Below are 20,000 nucleotides of genomic sequence, written 5' to 3' on the forward strand. Positions count from 1 at the left end.
CGCCACCCCTGCGCCGAACGCGCCGAACCCCCGCTGGGCCGCGCCCTGACCGTGGACGACTGGTCGAAGTCGGTGAGCCCCTATCCATTCGCCTAATGCGCCAGCAGCAGCGCCACCGGGCTTTCCGTCAGCAGGGTCTGCGTCACACCGCCGAAGATCCATTCGCGCATCCGGCTATGGCCCCAGGCGCCGCTGACCAGCAGGCCCGCCTCCGTCTCGCCGACGCAGTCCAGCAGGCGACGGCCGGTGGAGCGGTCGTCCTGGACCTTGGCCAAGCCTTCGGCCTTTACGCCGTGCCGCAGCAGCCAGGCCGCCACGTCGGCGACATGCAGACGGGCGGATTCCACGCCCTCCGCCTCGGCGATTTCGACCACCGTGACCTTTGACGCCGCCCGCAACAGCGGCAGGGCCGCTTGCACAGCCAGGCGCGCCTCGCGACTGTCGGTCCAGGCCACCACCGCCGGACTGCCCACCGGCGGGCGCGCCGGATTGGGCGGCACGATCAGCACCGGACGCCCCGCCCGCATCACCAGATCGGCCGCGTTGGGCGCGCGCCAGGGCGAAGCGGTCCCCGCGTCCCGCCCGACGATCAGCATGTCCGCCGACCGCGCATGACGCAGCGCCACCGGCGTCGGCGGCCCCACGTCGGACCGCCATTCCGCAACGACATCCATCGCTTTCGTCAGGGCGCGAAAGCGCGTCTCGGCCGCGGCCAACTCTCTTTCGGCGCGCTCCTGACGCACGGCGACGACCTCGCCCATCAGGATGCCCGCGCCATAGGCGTCGCTGAGCGGAGCCACCTCCTCGCAGCCGGATACGCCGATCAGATGGGCGTCCCAGATCCGCGCCAGCTCGCAGCCCAAGGCGATCCGCGCCTCATTGTCGGGTTCGTCGTCCACATAGACGACCAGCGCAGCATAGCTCATGACGGCCTCCTATCGCTCGCTGCACAGAAACGCCCGAGCGGGTCGATCGGCCTTGATCCTCATCAAAATTGACGAGTGCGACGGCTATTCCAGCGTCACGCGCCCCGCCGTCAGTCGATAGGCCACGCCCGTCCGATCGAACAGGCGCGCAAGTTCTGATGAGGGGTCGGCCACGCCGGTGTCCAGCATCCGGGCGATCCGGTCCGACGCGGCGGTATCACCGGTGATCCGCGTCAGCTCCGCCAGCCATTCAGCGCGCGTCAGAATACCGTCATCGCGATTGGCCTCACGGAAGTGGCGCACGATGTCGAACCAGTCGCCCCGGCCGCCACGCCGGCTTGCCGACTCCATGGCCAGCGACCACACGGCCCCGCAGGCGTAATAGGCCCGGTGCTCGCCCCGCCCCTCGGCTGTGGCGACCGCCTTGCCAGTCGCCAGCCGCACGCAGTCATCCACTTCCTTTTGCAGTTCCGCCCGATCGTCATAATCCGGTTCGATCGCCTTGATCGCGCGCAAGGCCATCAGGTCCGCTCCGCCCTCGGTGATCCAGGCGTCGCGGCTGAACTCATAGACCAAGCCGTTCTGCCCCATCCAGAAATGCGCCGCCTCGTGGGCGATGAACCAATAGGCGCGGGCCAGCACCGGCGCCGAAGCCTGCATCACACCCTCGCCCTCGAAGCTCATGGTGATCAGGCCGGGCAGGACGCTTCCGCCCATGCTGGTCATGCCGGACGATGGCCCGCTCCAGTCGGCCATGACCATCGGCGGCCGGGTCTCGGCCGCCCCTAGCCGTGTGGTGTAATAGTCCATCACGCGCGGGGTGAAGGCGGTCAGTTGCTCGCTCAGCCAGGTCGGCAGGCCGGGATCCATGGCCGTGGTCACGCCCCGTCCCTGCTGGATCGGCACGTCGCCGAACAATACATAGGTGCTGGCCTCGCGCTCGGTCGCCACCGGCTGGCGCGCGCCCTTGAACAGCACCGGCCCCGCCGTATCGCGCCAGGTGACGACGGATGGGCCGCCCGGTGTCTCCTGCCCGTTCAGGTCCGACGGCAAGGCGCGCGCCGCCTCTATCGACGGCAGGGGGATCAGGTTGAACTGCTCGGAATACAGGGCCACCGCCCCGTTAGAGAAGACCAGCGCCGGATCATAGGCGGCCTCCAGATCACCCGCGCGCGGCTGCATGACGATCCGGATACCGCGCGGCAACGGCCCTCCGTCCACGGACCGCAGGATGTCGTAGTCGCCCTGGCGTTCCAGCACCACGCCGGGCGTCTCGACCCGCCACCAGGCCGGGCGCCAGGGCTGGCGCGTCTCGCGTAGCAGCGCCGAATCGAAGAAGGCCCAGACGGGGGCGTCGTCGTTCAGCTGGAAATCGGCGGTCCAGCGGTCCGCATCCCGCGTCACCGTCACCGCGACCGTATCGGGCGCGCTGATCACCCTGCGATCCTGGGCGGGCGCCGAGGCGCAGGCGGCCAGCAGGGTCAGGGACAGGACAGGCGCGATCATTCGCATCGGTGGCTCCGGAACGGCGTGGTCCAAGGTGCTAGACCCTGCCCCCGCCAGCGTCACCTTACGTTTCGGTCAGGCTTGCGGCGCGGATCGGTTCAGGCGTCGGCCCGGTCCAGAGCGCGCTGGGCGGCGGCCAGTTCCCCGGCCATGACCGCCTTCAACCGCTGGGGCGCCTCGATCGTCACCTGGTCGCCCCAGGTGAACAGGTGCCACGCCAGTTCGCGCATGCCCGAGGCGCGGAACCGCACCACCACCGCCCCGTCCGGCTGGTCCTCGATCGTCTGCGTCGGATGCCAGCGCCAGCCGCGCGCCTCGGCCGCGCCTGCGGGGGCGATGCTCAGCACCACCTCCTCGATCTCGTCCTGATAGATGCCGAATGACTGGCTGGCGAAGGCGCCCAGGTCGAAATCGGCTGGCGGCGTCGCCACCCCTTGCCCCGCCACAACCGAGGTCATGCGGTCCAGGCGGAAGGTCTGGATGCGCCCGCTCTCACGGTCCGCCGCCACCAGATAGTTGGCCCGCCCGAACATCAGGCCGCAGGGCGCCACGCTACGGGTGCGCGCCTCGGCGCCGGGGCGGGAATACAGAAACTCCAACGGGCGCTGCGACAGCACCGCACCCCGGATTTCGGCCAGCACCGCCTCGTCCGCCGATGGGCGTGGTCCAGCCTGAACGGCGATCGTCTCGGCCCGCACCAGCGCCTCCAGATCAGGCGCCAGCCGGTTCAGCGTGGTCGAGCGCATGGCCGCCTTGACCTTGCGCTCCAACCCCTCCAGCGCCGCCGCACGCGCCGACTCCCCCGCCGCGCGCAGGGCCTGCGCCGCCTTCGACAGCTCCAGCATCTCGGTCGCGGTCGGCGCCTGCTCGAACCCCGACAGGCCGCCCCGGATGCGCCAGCGCTTGGTCGGCGGGTCCGACACCTCCTCCACCTGGGGGAACAGCATCAGCACCGCGTCGCGCATACGCTCGACCGTGCGGCGACCCACCCGCAGCTGGGCCGCCATTTCATCCAGCGTCAGCCCCTCGGCGCTGGCTGCCATGCCGCGCGCCAGTTCGATGACCATAACCGCCTTGTCGTGGCGCATCGGTGCGATCCTGCAAACATACGTCCGAAACTGACGCAATGCTGTCGCATCTTCTCATCATCAGCAAGAGACAATCGCTTCAGGAGACCTTATCCATGGCCCGCCAGACCCTGTCCGACCGTTATATGATCGTCCCGTGCGAAGCCGCCGGGGCCTCTGATCTGGCCGTCATCTGGGATCGGTTGGAAGAGCAGGTCGTCGACGTCATCAGCGCCGCCGCCAGCGCCCGCTACTCTGACGAGGACGCCCTGTGGGACGAGTTCCACGCCGCCCTCACAGCCGCCCCGTCGCCAGCGGCCGAGTTCCGCCTGGCCGCCTGATCGGCATGACGAAACGGCCCCGCCATCATGACGGGGCCGCTCGCGATCCAGCTCTACGCGCTGCCTACCAGTTGTAGCGGGCGCCGATCCGCAGGGCGTGACCGCCGCGTCCACCCGTCAGACCTTCGGCCTGAACAAAGACGCCCAGACCCGACGGCGTGGCGACGTTCACCCCGATCACGCCTTCCAGCCAGGCTTCCTCGCCCGTGTCCTTCACCGTGAAGACATCGCCGCCGAAGGTCAGGCGCGAGACGTTGCGGCCGTCGAACTCCCGGACACCGTGCAGACCCAGATAGGGCTGGGCGGTCACGCCGTTCACCCGGCGGGCGAAGCCGGCCTTCATCCCAACCCGGCCCAGCACGCTGCGGGTCGAACCGAACGCCACGTCGCCCGCGTCGCCGGTGACGCCGTCCAGGTCCGTTTCATTGACCGACAGCGAGGCCGCCGGCTCCATGAACAGGCCGTCCGCGGTCTGTACCCGCCAGGCCGCCTCGACCCGGCCGCCCCAGGTTTCGCCGCCCGCCTCGTCGCGCAGGTCGGCCGAGGTCCAGCGATAGGTCAGGTCGTGGTCCTCATGCTTGACCATGGCCCCGACCGACCACGGCCCCATGAACCACTGGGCGTAGGCGCCCAGCGAGACGCTGTCGAACTCGGACACATCGCCATTGCCGTCAAAGGTCTGCTCGACCTGACCCAGCCCGCCCGAGGCGCCCAGCACCAGATCGCCGCCGCCGAACGGCAGCAGGACGTCGGCGCCCATCTGGACCCCCTGCGTCCGGATCTCGTGGTTCAGGTTCGCGGTGGTCGGGCTGTTGTTGAAGTCGAACTGTCGGTGGGCCGACACGTCCTCGCTGCCCGAGAAGGCCTGCACCCAGACGCTGGCCTTGCCCGCGTCGCGATGGGCCGTCGACTGATCGTCGCGGATCTGGGCCCGGCGGGCCGAGACCACGTCCGCCCCGCGCCGCCACAGGGCCTGGGCGCCCGTGGCGACCTTGGTCGGCTCATAGGCCTGAACCGCCAGATCGCCGATCAGGCCATAGCTGCCCGACGTCGCGTCATAGGCCACCGTATAGGCGACGAAGCTGCCGTCCAGCGACTGGACCGTCAGTTCGTCGCCCACCTGGGATCCGCCGGATTTCAGCAGGGTCACGCCGGCATCGCCGATCACGCCCTGTCCCTTCACCTTCAGCTGCACCGTCAGGTCGCCGTCCAGCGAGCCGATATCCAGCGTATCGGCCACGGCCGTCGCTCCGGTCGTGTCCAGATCCAGCTGCAGCACGCCCCCGGCCTGGTTCACGAACACGCCGTCCATCGTCAGGTTGTCGCCCGCCACTCCGTTCACCAGACTGACCGTCCCGGCGTTGATGAACCGCTCCAGGCCCAGCAGCGCTGTTTCGACGGGCGCCGCCGCTGCGGCCAGCCGCAAGCCGGCCGTCTGTGGCTCCAGCAAGGTGAACACCCCGCCCGACAGGTTGCGGAACACGTCCTCGCCACCGCCAAAGTCGCTGACGCCCCGCGCCACGAACTCGCCGGCGTTCTCGATCGTATCGCCGGCGTTGTCGTCCAGGCTGACGACCCGGCCCGTAATTCGGCCGGTGTTATTCAAGGTCAGAGCGCCGTTCTGAACCAGGACAGCCAGATCAGTGTCCGACGCGATGTGGCCCGCATTCTCCAGCGTCACGCCGCCCGCGGCGTCCAGATCAAAGCCTGCGTCGCGGCCGTGGACCACGGCCCCCGCAGCGACGGCCGCCGTCATCGCGCCACCGGAAGCCAGCCGAACGGCCGTCCCGCTATCGGCGCGCACACCCCCGCCGAAATCGATCCTCAGATCTTCCTCGACAGTGATACGCACAGCGTCCGCGTCACCGTGGGTCCAGACCTGCCCGACCAGATCGATATCGGCGCCCTGCGCCAGAACCGACAGGCCATGGGCGTTGTCGCCCTCGGTGCGCATCTGACCCAGCAACAGGTTCAACGTCCCTGCCACTTCCATCGACACGCCAACGGCGTTGTCGCATGCGGTCAGCACCTTGCCGATCTCGGCGCTGACGTCGCCCTGGGCGTTGACGACCACGCCCGTCGCATCCGCGCCTCCGGTCGAGATCTCGCCGAGCTGAAGGTCGAAATCGGCCTCGCCCGCGTTCAGATAGACACCGACCGCCTCCTGCCCCTTCGTCGTCACCTTGCCCAGCGCCATCGCACCGCCGTTGGCGTTGACCTGGGCGCCATAGGCGTGATCGCCACTCGTCCAGATCTCATCGACGCCGATTTCGACCCCTGCGGTCGTGCGGGCAAACAATCCCGTGGCGGCGAATCCCGCCGTTTCGATGGAGTCGACATAAGCCGCTATGCCGATGTCTTCCGTCAGGGTGTTGGAGCCCAGCACGGCGCCCATGCCGAAGTCGCCCGTGGTCGAAATGCTTCCCACCTCGACCGTCAACGTCTCGACCGCCTCGAGAGCCAGGCCATAGGCGTCATAGCCCTGGGTAGCGATGGAACCGGCGATCAGGGTGATGGTGTCGGCCAGTCGATCCTCGGCCATGGCCACGCCGCTGCTGCCCTCGCCCTTGGTCGTGACCTGTCCCAAAAGCACAGTGACCGTCGCTTCCGGCGTATCGAGTACCAGACCGGCGCTGTTGTCGCCGGCCGTGACGATGGTTTCAACTTTCACATCGACGTTCTGGTTTCCGTAGACAGTGACCCCGGCCGCGTCGTCGCCTTCGGTTTCAACATGACCCAGATCGACCACCACGTCGGCCGCATGCGCGGCGGCTATAACCCCCTGTGCGCCGTCGCCGGACGTGTGCACGCTCCCGGCCTTCACCGTCAGCAGGGCCGCGCCCTCACCCGCCAGCGCTGGTAGAGTCGAGAGATCGGCCATCACGCCGATCGAGCTTTCACCGTGCGTGCGCACCGTGCCGAGTTCCAGCGTCAGGGCGCCCCCGCCTTCCTGAATCGCCGCCGCGCCGTGCGAACCGGCCCCAAAGGTTTCGATCGCCTCCACCGAGATCAGCGCGGTGTCGCCTGCGCCGCGAATATTCAGGCCGCCTGATTCAGCACCATGGGTCGTGATGTCCCCCGCATAAATCTGGATGGCGCCGGTCGCGCGAACATACAGCCCCGTCGCGCCCACCCCCGCCGTCTCGATGGAGTCGATGCTGGCGGAGAAGGCGTTACGAGCCTGGGCGTGCAGACCGTAACCACCATCGCCCGTTGTCTCGATCCGGGTCGCCGTCACCTGGCCGCCGTCCCGCGCGCTGTACCGGATGCCGAAGGCGTCGTCGCCATCGACCTTGATCATACCCGCCTCGACGAAGGCCTGACCCAGATCGGCCTGCACGTCGATGCCATCGCCCAGCAGGGTCTCGACCTCAGCCGCCAGAACATAGACCCCCATATCACCATGGGCGATCACGCCATTGCCGCCGCCCAGCGCCCTGACGCTGCCGACGCTGACGTTGACCTGGCCCGCGTTCATGACGGACACGCCGGTGGCGTCTGCGCCGTTCGTCGTCACACTGCCCAGATTGACGTCAAAATTTCCGGGTCCCTCGCCTGCGCCGTTCGCTCCCACCACCAGACCGGCTGCCCCGGCGCCCGTAGTTGTGATGCTTTCGATCAATAGGTTCAGATCGCCGCCAACCTCCAGATAGTTGGCCCCGCTAACGCCGCCGCTGGTTGTGATCGACGTACCGCGCACGACCATGTCGCCGTGGCTCTTGAAACTCAGGCCACGCGTCAGCTCGCCGGTGACATTCATGTCTCCAAACAGGATGGAGGCGTCACCGAAGCTCTCGCCCGTCACGCCCGCGCCGCCCCCGGCGCTGTTCACATCCATTCGGTTGAAGGCGATCCGCACATCGCCGCCCGCGCCGGGCGCTCCTCCGGGCGCGATATTGATGCCGCGATGACCGGCCGTGATGGTGTCGGCGCTGATATCGACGCCGTAAGCGCCCATGACGATGACGCCCTGACCTGCCGACGCGCCGGCCGTGACATCGCCGAGAACCAGGCTGGTCGTCCCCGACGTCGGCGTGGCCGAATGGATCCCCAGAACGCCCACATGGGTCGCTGTGTCGCCGATATCGGCTCCCGGGGCGTTCAGCGTCAGCGCGCCCAGACCGTCGCCCATCAACTCAACCCTGGCCGCTGCGGTCCCGGCCTCAAGGTTCACGGTCAGCGGTCCCGAGGCGACATAGGCGATACCGCCTGCATAGGGGCCATCAGCCTGGGCGCAGTTGACCACGCCCGCGACAGGCGCTCCGCACTCGTCGACAGCGCGTGCTTCGCCAGCGATCAACAGCGCAGGTGCGCCGGCCAGCGCGGTGGTTGCCATCAGAACGGCGGTCAGACGGGGGCCTGCGGAACGGGGGGACATGGATCAGAAACTCCTCTTTCAGGAGCTTCGCCTTGTCTGCGTTCAACGATTACAGGGATGGCGGCCCGACCGATTTGCGCCCTAGCGGACCAAAATCAGACGAACCTGCAAATAAGCGACGCCTATTCCATGCTCGAGCGGCAGCGGCAGCTCGACGTCGAACCCGCCCTCGCGCGCGTGTCGTTCCACCCCCTGGATGATTTCATCCCGGATTCACGAACGCAAAGGTCCACGTTGGCTAGCCATAACGCCGTCGTTGCTACCGCTCTGATCCGCCACGAAAGGCATGGTGGAAATCGGTCGCTTGCCGCGATCCAGCGCACGGACAGAGCCGCCGCGCCTTTGCACCAGACGAGCAACGGTTCGGCGTCAGAGTTGCCACGAACGCTTTGTGAAATGGCTTACGCTGCGGCCTGGGTCCCGGCCCCTGCGACACTGGCGGCAATGGGGGGAACGGCCATCAATTCATCCAAGGCGACCGCCAGACCGCGGCCTTTGGGCGTCAGAAACGCGTGACGCGACCGGTTTTCGGTGGGGCCGCGCATCAGGTGAACCAGCCCACGCGAAGGTGAAAGAGCGCCCGGCATCTCAGCAGGGGCCAAGCCCCGGATCGTGCGCGACGCCGTCGCTTCGGTGAAGCCGCAGAGGCGGGCCAGCCCGGAAACAGTGACGCCCTCGTTCTCGACGATGGTCAGGAACGTCACGATTTCTGTCAGCGTGATGTCAGCATAGGTCTGGCGCATATGCGCCAGGGTGCGCGCCAGCGATCCGCGGTGCGCCTGGAAGATCTCCCGGTCAGCCGACATACTTGACCCTGACCAGTTCAAAGCCTTCGCCCAGCTTCGGCGGCGGCGCAGCGCGAGGCGCCACCCGGGGGCGCCGCGTCTTCAGCACCAGCTGCGTCGTGGGATATTGAACCTTCAGCTCGTTCAGCGCCCGTTCCAGGCGCGATTTGTGATAGTGAACGTCGCGGACGTCGTCCGCTTCGATATCGATGGAGAGAATGGCTTGAATCTTCACGGCGTGACCGGCTCCAAAACTGACGCCAACACACAATGATTGCCGCCCGGAAACCAGCGAACCGCGACGAAAATTCTACAAAGGATTTTTAGACGTTTGCAAACTGCCGACCGATGCCGGCCACAAAGGTCGCCCCAACCTTCACACCCCCGCCCCCGGCCAGGATGACCACCAGCCCGCCGCGCCCATGCGGCGTCAGGCCGACGATCGCGTCGCGTCGCACAAAGGCCGAGCGACTGACCCGAACCATCAGGGCTGGATCAAGCTGCCGCTCCAGCCCTGTCATGGTCGCACGCAGGATGTGGGCCCGACTGTCCGTATGTAGCAGGACATAGTCGCGCGCCGCCTCGATCCATTCGATCGTGCTGAGGGGTATGCCCACCAGCCCGCCGCGCGACTGAACCCACAGGGTGTTGGCGTAGTCATTTTCCGCAGACCTCGCCGGGGTCGGCGACGGCTCCATTGCGGGGCGCGACCGGCGTGCCTTGACCAATGCTGTGGCCAGCCTTCCGGGATCGACCGGCTTCAACAGATAGTCGATCGCATCGATCTCAAAGGCGACGACAGCGAATTCGTAGTGGGCGGTCACGAAGACAACGCCGATCTCGGTCCGGGCTCGCAGTGTCTGCGCCAGACTCAGCCCGTCCTGCCCGGGCATCTCGATGTCCAGCAACAGCAGATCCGGATTCACCGCCTCGATCAGTTCCGACGCGGTTGCGGCGTCCCCGGCCTCTCCGACGATGACGATATCCTCGCGACCGTCCAGCAGCACACGCATTCGCGCCCGCGCCAGCGGCTCATCGTCAACCAGCAGGATACGCAGGCGCGGGACCGGTCCGGTGACGGTCGCATCACGCTCGGCAGGCATCACCATGATAACAGAAACCGTCCCCGTCCGGCTCTGGCCTGGACTTCCGCCCGATTATTCCTGTTTTCCTTTGCAGGGTGTCAATGGCGGACTGATCAGCCGTCGATGAACCCCTGCAGTGTGACAGCCAGACGGCTGCACAGGCGTTCGCATTCTTCGGGCGACAGATTGTGGGTGCCGGTCACTTCGCGGTTCACGGCAAAGCCCATGATGACGCTGGCGGCCAGCCGTGCGCGAACGACCGCGTCTTCACCGCCGATCCACACTGCAAAGGGATCAAAGAACCGCTCGCCCGCCGACGCCCGCACCACCTCGACCGCCTTGGCCGAGCCGATCGAACGCAGGATGATCAGCAGGGCGCGCAGCTTTTCAGGCTGCCCCTCGCCGAAGACCAGTTCGCGCGCCACCCGCTCGCCATAGCCGGAGCGATCTCCTTCCAGCATCTCGTTACGGCCCTGACAGCCTTCGAGTACAGCCGAAAAGAGCTCTTCCTTGGACCCGAAATACCGGCTGATCAGCGCGGGATCGACGCCGACGTCGCGGGCGATGTCGCGCATGCCCACGTCGTCATAGCTATGGCTGACAAAGCGGCATGTGGCCGCTTCCAGAATGGCCCCGCGGGTGGCGGCGGCGTTTCGGGGCCGGGGCCCGCAGACCATGATCAATGCGTGATCCTAATCGTATGAATGGTGATAACCTTAGCCCCAATATGGATTTGTCATCACCCGTTGACAAGCGCCGCCGTGAACGACTAAGTCACCACACGTTGACTCGACCCTCCCCTTATCGTCGAGTCGTGTCTGTACAGAACCCCCCGACCGGGAGATTGCGCCGATGCGCAGGCTGAAGATTGCTGCGGTGTCCGTCATGCTGACGGGCGCCCTTTATGGCTGCTCGCAAGGCAAGCAGGCGCCCGCGCCCGGCGCGCCGCCAGTGACCGTCGCCGCCCCCCTGTCGCAACAGGTCGTGGACTGGGATGAGTTCACGGGCCGGTTCGAGGCGACCCAGTCGGTGGACGTTCGCGCCCGCGTCGGCGGCTATGTGCAGGCGGTCCATTTCCGCGACGGCCAGTTCGTCCGGCGCGGTCAGTTACTGTTCACCCTCGATCCGCGCCCGGCCCAGGCCGCTCTGGCCGCCGCCCGCGCCCAGGTCGCCCAGGCCGAAGCCCAGCAGACCCTGGCCCGTGCCAATCTGACCCGCAGCGAATCGCTGCTGACCTCGCAGGCCGTGTCCCAGGCCGAGGTTGACGCCCAGCGCGGCGCCCTGGCCGGCGCCCAGGCCAATCTGGCCGCCGCCCAGGCCGCCGTCCGCGCCCGCCAGCTGGATCTGGAGTTCACCCGCGTCACCGCCCCCGTTTCGGGCAAGGTGTCCGACCGTCGCGTCGATCCGGGTAATCTGGTCGGCGGCGGTTCGTCGGCCGGCGACGTGCTGACGACCATCGTCTCGTCGGCGCCGATCTACTTCACCTTCGAAGGTTCCGAGGCTCTGGTGCTGAAATACCAGCGCGAAGCCCGCAAGGGCGGCGCCTCGCCGATCCGCATCCGCCTGCAGGACGAAAGCGACTATCGCTGGAGCGGCACGCTGGACTTCACTGATAACGCCATCGACTCGGCCTCGGGCACGATCCGTTTCCGGGCCGTGGTGCCCAATGCCGACGGCTTCCTGAAGCCCGGCATGTTCGGTCACGCCCAACTGGCCGGCGGCGGCGCCTATCAGGCGATGCTGGTGCCGGATTCGGCCATCTCGACCAACGGTCCGATGCGCGTGGTCCTGGTCGTGGCCGCCGACGGCACGGTCGCGGCCAAGCCGGTCCAGACGGGCCCGCTGGCCAACGGCCTGCGCGTCATACGCGGCGGTCTGGCTCCGAACGACCGGGTCATCATCAATGGCCTTCAGCGCGCCCAGCCGGGCGCCAAGGTCACCGCGCAGAACGGGACGATCAAGCCCGTCGAGCAAAAGAACGAAGCGCCCACCACCTCGGCGCCCGTCGCCTCGACCGCCACCTTCGCCGGCACGGCCGGTTAGGGGGGCGGCCGCAGGGCCGGATCATAATCCATGAATATCTCCCGCTTCTTCATCGACCGACCGATCTTTGCGATCGTGATTTCGGTCTTCATCACCCTGATCGGGGCCTTCGCCCTGCCGCAGCTGCCGCTGTCGCAGTATCCGGAGATCGCACCCCCGCAGATCGCCATCAGCGCCGCCTATCCCGGCGCCTCGGCCGAGACCCTGTCCGAAACCGTCGCCGCTCCGATCGAGCAGGAGGTCAACGGCGTCGAGAACATGCTGTACCTCCAGTCGTCCTCGACCGCGGACGGCGTGGTCAGCGTCACCGTGACCTTCAAGCCCGGCACCGACCTGGATACGGCCCAGGTGCTGGTCCAGAACCGGGTCGCCTTGGCCGAACCCCGCCTGCCCGAGCAGGTGCGCCAGATCGGCGTGACGGTGAACAAGCAGTCGTCGGACTTCCTGATGCTGGTCGCCCTCACGTCGGATGACCCCAATCTGGATACCGACTATCTGGGCAACTACGCCAACTCGACCATCCGCGACCGCCTGCTGCGCCTTGATGGCGTGGGTCAGGTCCAGGTCTTCGGCGGCGGCAACTATTCGATGCGGGTCTGGATCGACCCGGCCAAGGCCGCTGCGCGCGACCTGACGGCGCCCGAAATCGTCGCTGCCCTGCGCGCCCAGAACATCCAGGCCGCGGCCGGCGCCATCGGCCAGCCGCCCTATCCGACCAGCGCCGCCGCCTTCCAGCTGCCGGTGCAGGTTCAGGGCCGCCTGACCGATCCGGATCAGTTCGCCGAAGTGGTCATCAAGACCGATGCCCAGGGTCGCGTGACCCGCGTCCGCGACATCGGACGCGTCGAGATCGGCAGTCAGGACTACGGCATCAACGGCTACTTCTCGGGCCAGCGCGGCGTGGGCATGGCCATCATCCAGCAGCCGGGCTCCAACGCCCTGTCGACCGCCAAGGCGGTGCTGCAGGAAGTCGATGGCCTGTCCGCCGCCTTCCCGGCGGGGATGAAATACTCCATCCCCTATAACCCGACCGAATACGTCGCCGCCTCGGTGGAAGCGGTCGAGCACACCCTGCTCGAAGCCGTCGTGCTGGTCGTGATCGTGGTGCTGGTCTTCCTGCAGACCTGGCGCGCCGCCATCATCCCCATCGTCGCCATTCCCGTGGCCCTGGTCGGCACCTTCGCGGTGCAACTGGCGCTGGGCTATTCGATCAACTCCCTGTCGCTGTTCGCCTTGGTTCTGGCCGTCGGCATCGTCGTCGACGACGCCATCGTCGTGGTCGAGAACGTCGAGCGCTATATCCGCGAGGGCCTGACGCCCAAGGAGGCCGCCTACAAATCGATGCAGGAGGTGTCGGGGGCCCTGATCGCCATCGGCCTGGTGCTGACGGCGGTGTTCGTGCCGACCGCCTTCGTGCCCGGCATCCCCGGCATCTTCTACCGCCAGTTCGCGGTCACCATCGCCTCTGCGGCGCTGATATCGCTACTGGTCTCGCTGACCCTGTCGCCCGCCATGGCCGCGCTGCTGCTCAAGCCGCACAGGACCCATGACACCCATGCGCGCAAGAAGGGCCCGCTGGGGACCGTCGCCCACTACGTCGGCTGGGCCGGGGCCAAGTTCAACGAAGGCTTCGACTGGCTGGCGGATCGCTATGGTCGCGTCACCGCGCGCCTGGTGCGCACCGTCGGCGTCGTGCTGATCGTCTATGTCGCCCTGCTGGGCCTGACCGGCTGGCGCCTGATGGCCACGCCCGGGGGCTTCATCCCCGAGCAGGATCAGGGCTTCCTGATCGGCGTCGTGCAACTGCCGCCCGGCTCGTCGCTGGAACGCACCGAGGCCGCCATGAACCGCTCGGTCGAGATCGCGCTCAAGACCGAGGGCGTGGCCGACGTGGCCGCCTTCGCCGGCCTGGACGGCACCAGCTTCTCGGCCGCCTCCAACGCCGCGACCATGTTCATCCGCCTGGACGAGTTCGACGAACGCAAGACGCCCGAAATGGCGGCTTCGGCCCTGGCCGGCGCCCTGTCGGGCGCGACCGGCGTGATCGAGGAAGCGACCATCTTCATGATCGCGCCCCCGGCCGTTCAGGGTCTGGGCAACGGCAACGGCTTCACCATGATGATCCAGGATCGTTCCGGCGCCGGCCTCAAGGCGCTGGAAGGGGCCACCTTCGCCATGATGGGCGCCGCCGCCCAGCAGCCCGAACAGGTCCAGCAGGTGTTCAGTCTGTACAACACCGGCTCGCCCCGCATCGCGGCCGACGTCGACCGTGACCGCGCCCTGATGATGGGGGTCCAGCCCTCGGCCGTCTTTGACACGCTGGGGACCTATCTGGGTTCGACCTACGTCAACGACTTCAACTACCTGGGCCGCACCTTCCGTGTGACCGCCCAGGCCGAGCCGGCGTATCGCGACGACCTGGCCGACATCGCCAACTTCAAGGTGCGGTCGGCCTCGGGCGCCATGGTGCCGATCGGGTCGGTGACGCAGCTCAAGAACGACTCCGGCCCGGTCCGCGTGGTCCGTTACAACCTGTTCCCGGCGGCCGAGCTGCAGGGACAGGCCGCGCCCGGCGTCTCGTCCGGTCAGGCCCTCACCACCATGGAGCAGATCGCCGCCCAGGCCCTGCCCGAAGGGTTCAGCTACGAGTGGACCGGCCTGGCCCTGCAGGAAAAGCAGGCCGGCAGCTCCGCCACCCTGATCTTCGTCCTGGCCGTGGTGTTCGTCTTCCTGGTGCTGGCCGCCCAGTATGAGGCCTTCACCCTGCCGATGGCGGTCATCCTGATCGTGCCGATGTGTATCCTGGCCGCGATGGTCGGGGTGAACATCAACGGGATGGACAACAACATCCTGACCCAGATCGGCCTGGTCGTTCTGATCGCCCTTGCGGCCAAGAACGCCATCCTGATCGTCGAGTTCGCCAAACAGGGCGAGGACAACGACGGGCTCAACCGCTTCGACGCCGCCATCCAGGCCGCCCGCCAGCGTCTGCGCCCGATCCTGATGACCTCGTTCGCCTTCATCTTCGGCGTGCTGCCGCTGGCCCTGGCCACCGGTCCCGGCGCCGAGATGCGTCAGGCGCTGGGCGTGTCGGTGGTGTTCGGCATGCTGGGCGTGACCTTCTTCGGACTGATCTTCACGCCGGTCTTCTACGTCGTGATGCGCTGGGTTTCGGGCAAACTGCCCAAGGCCCCGGAGAAGGAACGCGACCTGCCCACCACCTTCGGCACGCCGCCGCATGACCCCTACGACCCCGACTCGCCCACGCCGGCGCCCGCCGGCCGCAGCGGAGACGCCTGATGATCAACCGTGCCCTCCCCATCCTGACCGCCGTATCGGCCGCCGCCCTCCTGTCGGCCTGTGCGGTCGGGCCGAAGGCGCCCGACGCCACCCTCCCTCCCCAAGCGTCGGGCGCCTTCATCGGCGCCGCCAACCCCGCCGTGACCGCCCAGGCGGCGGCCCGCGACGACTGGTGGCGTCTGTTCAACGACCCGGTTCTGGACGGCCTGATCGTCCAGGCCCTGGCCGAGAACAACGAGCTTGAGGCCGCCGCCGCCAACCTGCGGGCCGTGCGCGCCTCCCTGTCCGAGGCCCGCTCGGGCCGCCTGCCCTCGACGCAGGTGACGGGCGCGGCCCAGCGGTCGCGCGCGTCCGGCGCCGTCACGCCCGGCGTTCCCGTCGGTCAGGACGCGCCCGAGGTCGACACCTTCGACGCCGGCCTGGACGTCAGCTACGAGATCGACCTGTTCGGTCGCGTCGGCTCGACCATCCGCGCGGCCCGCGCCGATGCGGACGCCGCCGCCGCCGCCCTGGACGTGGTGCGGGTCACCGTCGCGGCCGAAACCGCCCGCGCCTATGCCGACACCTGCGCCGCAAACGCCCAGATCGCGGTGGCGGAGCGCACCCTGTCGCTTCAGAACGACACCGCCCGCCTGACCCAGAATCTGCTGGATCAGGGCGCCGGCAACGGACTGGACCTGGCCCGCGCCCGCTCGGCCGCCGCCTCGACCCAGGCGACCCTGCCGCCGCTGCGGGCCCAGCGTGACGCCGCCCTGTTCCGCCTCGCCACCCTGACCGGCGTAACCCCGGCCCAGGCCAGCGTCGCCGCCCGTGACTGCACCACCATCCCGACCGTCGCCCAGGCGATTCCGGTGGGCGACGGCGCGGCGCTTCTGGCCCGCCGCCCCGACGTGCGTCAGGCCGAGCGTCGTCTGGCCGCCGCCGCGGCGCGGGTGAACGTGGCGACCGCCGCCCTGTATCCGTCCATCAGCCTGGGCGGCTCCATCGGCACGACCGCGCTCGATTCCTCGGATCTGGGCCAGGACGGCAACACCCGCTTCAGCTTCGGCCCGTTGATCAGCTGGTCCTTCCCCAACATCGCCGTGGCGCGCGCGCGCATCGCGGCGGCGGGGGCCAATACCGACGCGGCGCTGGCGACCTTCGACCAGACCGTGCTGACGGCCTTGCAGGAAACCGAGACCGCCCTGTCCGCCTACGCCAACGAACTGGATCGCCGCACCTCGCTGCGCCAGGCGCGGGATCAGGCCGCCAACGCCGCCCGCCTGTCGCGCCTGCGTTTTGACGCCGGTGTCGACAGCTTCCTGAGCGTGCTGGACGCCGAACGCACCCTGGCCGGCGCCGAGTCCGCCCTGGCGGCGTCCGAGGCCCAGGTCGCTACCTATCAGATCGGCCTGTTCAAGGCCTTGGCCGGCGGGTGGAGCGAAACCTCTTCACCCACCGCCTGATACCGGTCAAAACGTGCGGGGCGGGCTTATACCCGCCCCGGGACTGCAAGATTTTTGCGCATTTTCCACCATCACGGTTGCAGCGCAGCAAACCTGATGGCATTAAGGCTTAACTCAACGAGAGTTTTTCGCCTTGTCCCACCGCGCCGCCATCGCCGCGACTGCCGCCACCGCTCAAGCGGTCGCGGATCTGCGCGCCCTGTCGGTCAGCGTAATTCTACTCGCCGTAATTCTTCTTCCGCTCGCCCAAGCGGCGTGGATGCCTGCGACCTGACCTGAACCCTTACAGGACTGTCCCGCACCCACCCCGCTACCGAAAGGCAGCGGGGTTTTTCGTGTCTGGACGGTCCGGATTTCAAAGCCGACCGATGACCGACGACAACCACAACCGACCGAAACCGAACGCGCGCAGCGCGGCGGTGACGCACGGCCCCAACCGCGCCGCCGCCCGCTCTTACCTGCGCGCGGCGGGGATGCAGGACGCCGACTTCGACAAGCCGATGATCGCCATCGTCAACACCTGGTCGTCGGTCACGCCTTGCAACATGCACCTGGACCGGTTGGCCCGGGACGTGCGCGCGGGAGTCATCGCAGCGGGCGGCTATCCGGTCGATTTCAACACCATCGTCGTCACCGACGGCATCTCAATGGGCACGGCGGGGATGAATGCCTCGCTGATCAGCCGCGAGGTCGTCGCCGACAGCATCGAACTGGTCGTCGAGGGCCATCAGCTGGACGGCGTCGTCTGCATCGTGGGCTGTGACAAGACCATCCCCGCCGCCATCATGGCGCTGGCGCGCATGGATATCCCCGGCCTGGTCTATTACGGCGGCACCATCATGCCGGGCGTGATCGCCGGCAACGAGGTCTCGGTCCAGGAGGTGTTCGAGGCTATCGGCGCCCACGGCGCGGGCGCCCTGTCCGACGAGGGCCTGAAGGCGGTCGAGAGCGCGGTCTGCCCCGGCGCCGGCGCCTGCGGGGGTCAGTTCACCGCCAACACCATGGCCATGGCCCTGTCGATCATGGGCCTGTCGCCGATGGGCGCGAACGACGTTCCGGCCGTCGACCCGGCCAAGGGGGCGCAGGGCGAACGCTGCGGTCGCCTGATCGTCGAACGCGTCTTCGCCGGCGACACCGCGCGCAAATACATCACCCGCGCCAGCCTGAAGAACGCCGCCGTCGCCGTCTCCGCCTCGGGCGGATCGACCAACGCCGTCATGCACCTGACCGCCATCGCGGCCGAGGCGGGCGTCGAGTTCGGGGTCGAGGACTGCCATCAGGCGTGCGTCGCGGCGCCGGTCATCTGCGACCTGAAGCCGGGCGGTCGCTTCCTGGCCTCGCACCTGTATGCGGCGGGCGGCACGCGCCTGGTCGTCCAGCGGCTGGCCCAGGCGGGCAAGATCGTCAACGCCCCCACCGTCAGCGGCCACAGCCTGTTCGCCGAGGCGTCCGAGGCCGAGGAACAGCCGGGCCAACAGGTCGTCGCCGCCTTCGACGCGCCGGTCATGGCGCGCGGCAGCTTCGCCGTCATCTATGGCGATGTCGCGCCCGACGGCGCGGTCATCAAGCTGACCGGCCACAAGGTCGACCGCTTCGAAGGCCCCGCCGCCGTCTTCGACTGCGAGGAAGACGCCTTCCACGCGGTTCAGGACGGCTCGGTCGGCGACGGCGACGTCATCGTCATCCGCTACGAAGGGCCCCGGGGCGGCCCCGGCATGCGCGAGATGCTGCAGGTCACCGCCGCCCTGAAGGGTCGCGGGGTCCAGAACGTCGCCCTGATCACCGATGGCCGTTTCTCGGGCGCCAGCTACGGCTTCGTCGCCGGCCACGTCTCGCCGGAAGCGGCTGCGGGCGGTCCCATCGCCCTGATCCGCGACGGCGACCGCATCGCAATCGATGTCACCAACCGCCGGATCGACGTGGCCGCCGATCTGGCCGCGCGCCGCGCCGCCTTCGTCCCCGCCGCCATCCGGCCCGCGCACGGCGTCTTCGCCAAATACCGCGCCGCCGTCGCCTCGGCCTCGCAGGGGGCCGTCACCATTCCCAACCCGCCGCCGGCCCAGACCATCCGGTCGGCGCCGCAAACCGCCGAACAGGACGCCTGACCCATGGCCATCACCATCTACACTGACGACGACATTCGCCCCGGCGCTATCGCTGGCCAGCGCATCGCCATCATCGGCTACGGCTCGCAGGGCCGGGCCCACGCCCAGAACCTGAAGGACTCGGGCCACGACGTGATCGCCGGCGTCCGCCACGGGGGCAGGGGCTGGCGCAACGCCACCGCCGACGGCGTCCCGACGGCGGAACCGGCCGAGGCGGTCCAGGGCGCGGACATCATCGCCGTCCTGACGCCCGACATGGCCCAGGCCCAGGTCTATCGCGACATCATCGAACCGAACGCCAAGCCGGGCGCGGCCATCCTGTTCGCCCACGGCTTCTCGATCATCTACGAGCGGATCCAGCCGCGCGCCGACATGGACGTCATCCTGGTCGCGCCCAAGGGGCCGGGCGATCTGGTCCGCCGCGAGTTCGCGCGCGGCCGGGGCGTCCCCGCCCTGTTCGCCATCGAGCGCGACGCGACCGGCAAGGCGCGCGACCGCGCCATGGGCTATGCACGCGGCATCGGCGGCGCCACCGGCGGCCTGCTGGAGACCACCTTCCGCGAAGAGACCGAGACGGATCTCTTTGGTGAGCAAGCGGTCCTGTGCGGCGGGGCGAAGGAGCTGGTCATGTCCGGCTTCAACACCCTGGTCCAGGCCGGCTACCAGCCCGAGATCGCGTATTTCGAGTGCATGCACGAGCTGAAGCTGATCGTGGACCTGTTCTACGAAGGCGGGGTGACCAAGATGAACGAGTTCATCTCGGAGACCGCCAAATGGGGCTCGGTCAAGTCGGGCCCGCGCGTCATCACCGACGAGACCCGCGCCCGGATGAAGACCATCCTGGACGAGATCCAGTCGGGCCAGTTCGCCCGCGAATGGATCGCCGAGAACGAGGCGGGCAAGCCCCGCTACAACGCCTGGGTCCGCGCCGACGGCGAACAGCCCATCGAACAGACGGGCGCCCGCCTGCGCGAGCGCATGGCCTGGCTGCACGCCCCCAAATCAGAGGCCGCCTGAGC

Annotated in this window: 14 protein-coding genes; 6 read left to right on the forward strand and 8 right to left on the reverse strand. The window is 68.3% G+C overall.

Going from position 1 to position 20,000, the window contains the following annotated elements:
* Window positions 1-92 precede the first annotated feature (92 nt).
* The 3 genes from EON91_RS10030 to EON91_RS10040 all read right to left on the reverse strand — a co-directional run bounded on the left by EON91_RS10030 (window position 93) and on the right by EON91_RS10040 (window position 3,520).
* Window positions 93-926, reverse strand: a complete 834-nt coding sequence (locus EON91_RS10030) for a universal stress protein (RefSeq protein ID WP_292094142.1) — start codon at window positions 924-926, stop codon at window positions 93-95.
* Between the two features lie 84 nt (window positions 927-1,010).
* Window positions 1,011-2,432 carry a hypothetical protein gene (locus EON91_RS10035; RefSeq protein WP_292094145.1) on the reverse strand — a complete coding sequence of 474 codons (1,422 nt, stop codon included), beginning with the start codon at window positions 2,430-2,432 and terminating at the stop codon, window positions 1,011-1,013.
* Between the two features lie 98 nt (window positions 2,433-2,530).
* Window positions 2,531-3,520: a WYL domain-containing protein gene (locus tag EON91_RS10040; RefSeq protein WP_292094148.1), complete on the reverse strand. Its 990-nt coding sequence runs from the start codon at window positions 3,518-3,520 to the stop codon at window positions 2,531-2,533.
* A 95-nt stretch (window positions 3,521-3,615) separates the two neighbouring features.
* Between EON91_RS10040 and EON91_RS10045 the strand changes: the two genes are divergently transcribed.
* Window positions 3,616-3,840 (forward strand): hypothetical protein, encoded by a 225-nt coding sequence (locus EON91_RS10045; RefSeq protein ID WP_292094151.1) that lies wholly within the window; start codon window positions 3,616-3,618, stop codon window positions 3,838-3,840.
* Between the two features lie 64 nt (window positions 3,841-3,904).
* On the opposite strand, the gene EON91_RS10050 is transcribed toward EON91_RS10045, so the two are convergent.
* The 5 genes from EON91_RS10050 to EON91_RS10070 all read right to left on the reverse strand — a co-directional run bounded on the left by EON91_RS10050 (window position 3,905) and on the right by EON91_RS10070 (window position 10,765).
* A complete protein-coding gene (locus EON91_RS10050; RefSeq protein ID WP_292094153.1) occupies window positions 3,905-8,218 on the reverse strand; it encodes an autotransporter outer membrane beta-barrel domain-containing protein in 4,314 nt (1,437 codons plus the stop codon).
* Between the two features lie 401 nt (window positions 8,219-8,619).
* Window positions 8,620-8,961 (reverse strand): MarR family transcriptional regulator, encoded by a 342-nt coding sequence (locus EON91_RS10055; RefSeq protein ID WP_292094155.1) that lies wholly within the window; start codon window positions 8,959-8,961, stop codon window positions 8,620-8,622.
* Between the two features lie 52 nt (window positions 8,962-9,013).
* The gene (locus EON91_RS10060; protein ID WP_292094156.1) at window positions 9,014-9,238 is read right to left on the reverse strand and encodes a hypothetical protein; all 225 of its coding nucleotides are present in this window, start codon (window positions 9,236-9,238) and stop codon (window positions 9,014-9,016) included.
* An 88-nt stretch (window positions 9,239-9,326) separates the two neighbouring features.
* On the reverse strand, window positions 9,327-10,112 hold the full coding sequence (locus EON91_RS10065; RefSeq protein ID WP_292094159.1) for a LytTR family DNA-binding domain-containing protein: 786 nt from the start codon (window positions 10,110-10,112) through the stop codon (window positions 9,327-9,329).
* Window positions 10,113-10,201: 89 nt separating this feature from the next.
* Window positions 10,202-10,765: a TetR/AcrR family transcriptional regulator gene (locus EON91_RS10070; protein ID WP_292094160.1), complete on the reverse strand. Its 564-nt coding sequence runs from the start codon at window positions 10,763-10,765 to the stop codon at window positions 10,202-10,204.
* 175 nt (window positions 10,766-10,940) lie between these two features.
* On the opposite strand from EON91_RS10070, the gene EON91_RS10075 reads away from it, so the two are divergent.
* The 5 genes from EON91_RS10075 to ilvC all read left to right on the forward strand — a co-directional run bounded on the left by EON91_RS10075 (window position 10,941) and on the right by ilvC (window position 19,998).
* Window positions 10,941-12,131: an efflux RND transporter periplasmic adaptor subunit gene (locus tag EON91_RS10075; protein ID WP_292094163.1), complete on the forward strand. Its 1,191-nt coding sequence runs from the start codon at window positions 10,941-10,943 to the stop codon at window positions 12,129-12,131.
* 30 nt (window positions 12,132-12,161) lie between these two features.
* Entirely contained in the window at window positions 12,162-15,431 is a 3,270-nt protein-coding gene (locus EON91_RS10080; protein ID WP_292094164.1) for a multidrug efflux RND transporter permease subunit, read from the forward strand.
* The gene (locus EON91_RS10085; protein ID WP_292094166.1) at window positions 15,431-16,876 is read left to right on the forward strand and encodes a TolC family protein; all 1,446 of its coding nucleotides are present in this window, start codon (window positions 15,431-15,433) and stop codon (window positions 16,874-16,876) included. Before EON91_RS10080 ends, EON91_RS10085 begins: the two co-directional genes overlap by 1 nt.
* A 368-nt stretch (window positions 16,877-17,244) precedes the next feature.
* On the forward strand, window positions 17,245-18,981 hold the full coding sequence (locus tag EON91_RS10090; RefSeq protein ID WP_292094169.1) for a dihydroxy-acid dehydratase: 1,737 nt from the start codon (window positions 17,245-17,247) through the stop codon (window positions 18,979-18,981).
* Window positions 18,982-18,984: 3 nt separating this feature from the next.
* The gene (gene ilvC / locus EON91_RS10095; RefSeq protein WP_292094171.1) at window positions 18,985-19,998 is read left to right on the forward strand and encodes a ketol-acid reductoisomerase; all 1,014 of its coding nucleotides are present in this window, start codon (window positions 18,985-18,987) and stop codon (window positions 19,996-19,998) included.
* Window positions 19,999-20,000 lie beyond the last annotated feature (2 nt).

The organism is Brevundimonas sp. (assembly GCF_004210735.1).
Taxonomy (GTDB): Bacteria; Pseudomonadota; Alphaproteobacteria; order Caulobacterales; family Caulobacteraceae; genus Brevundimonas.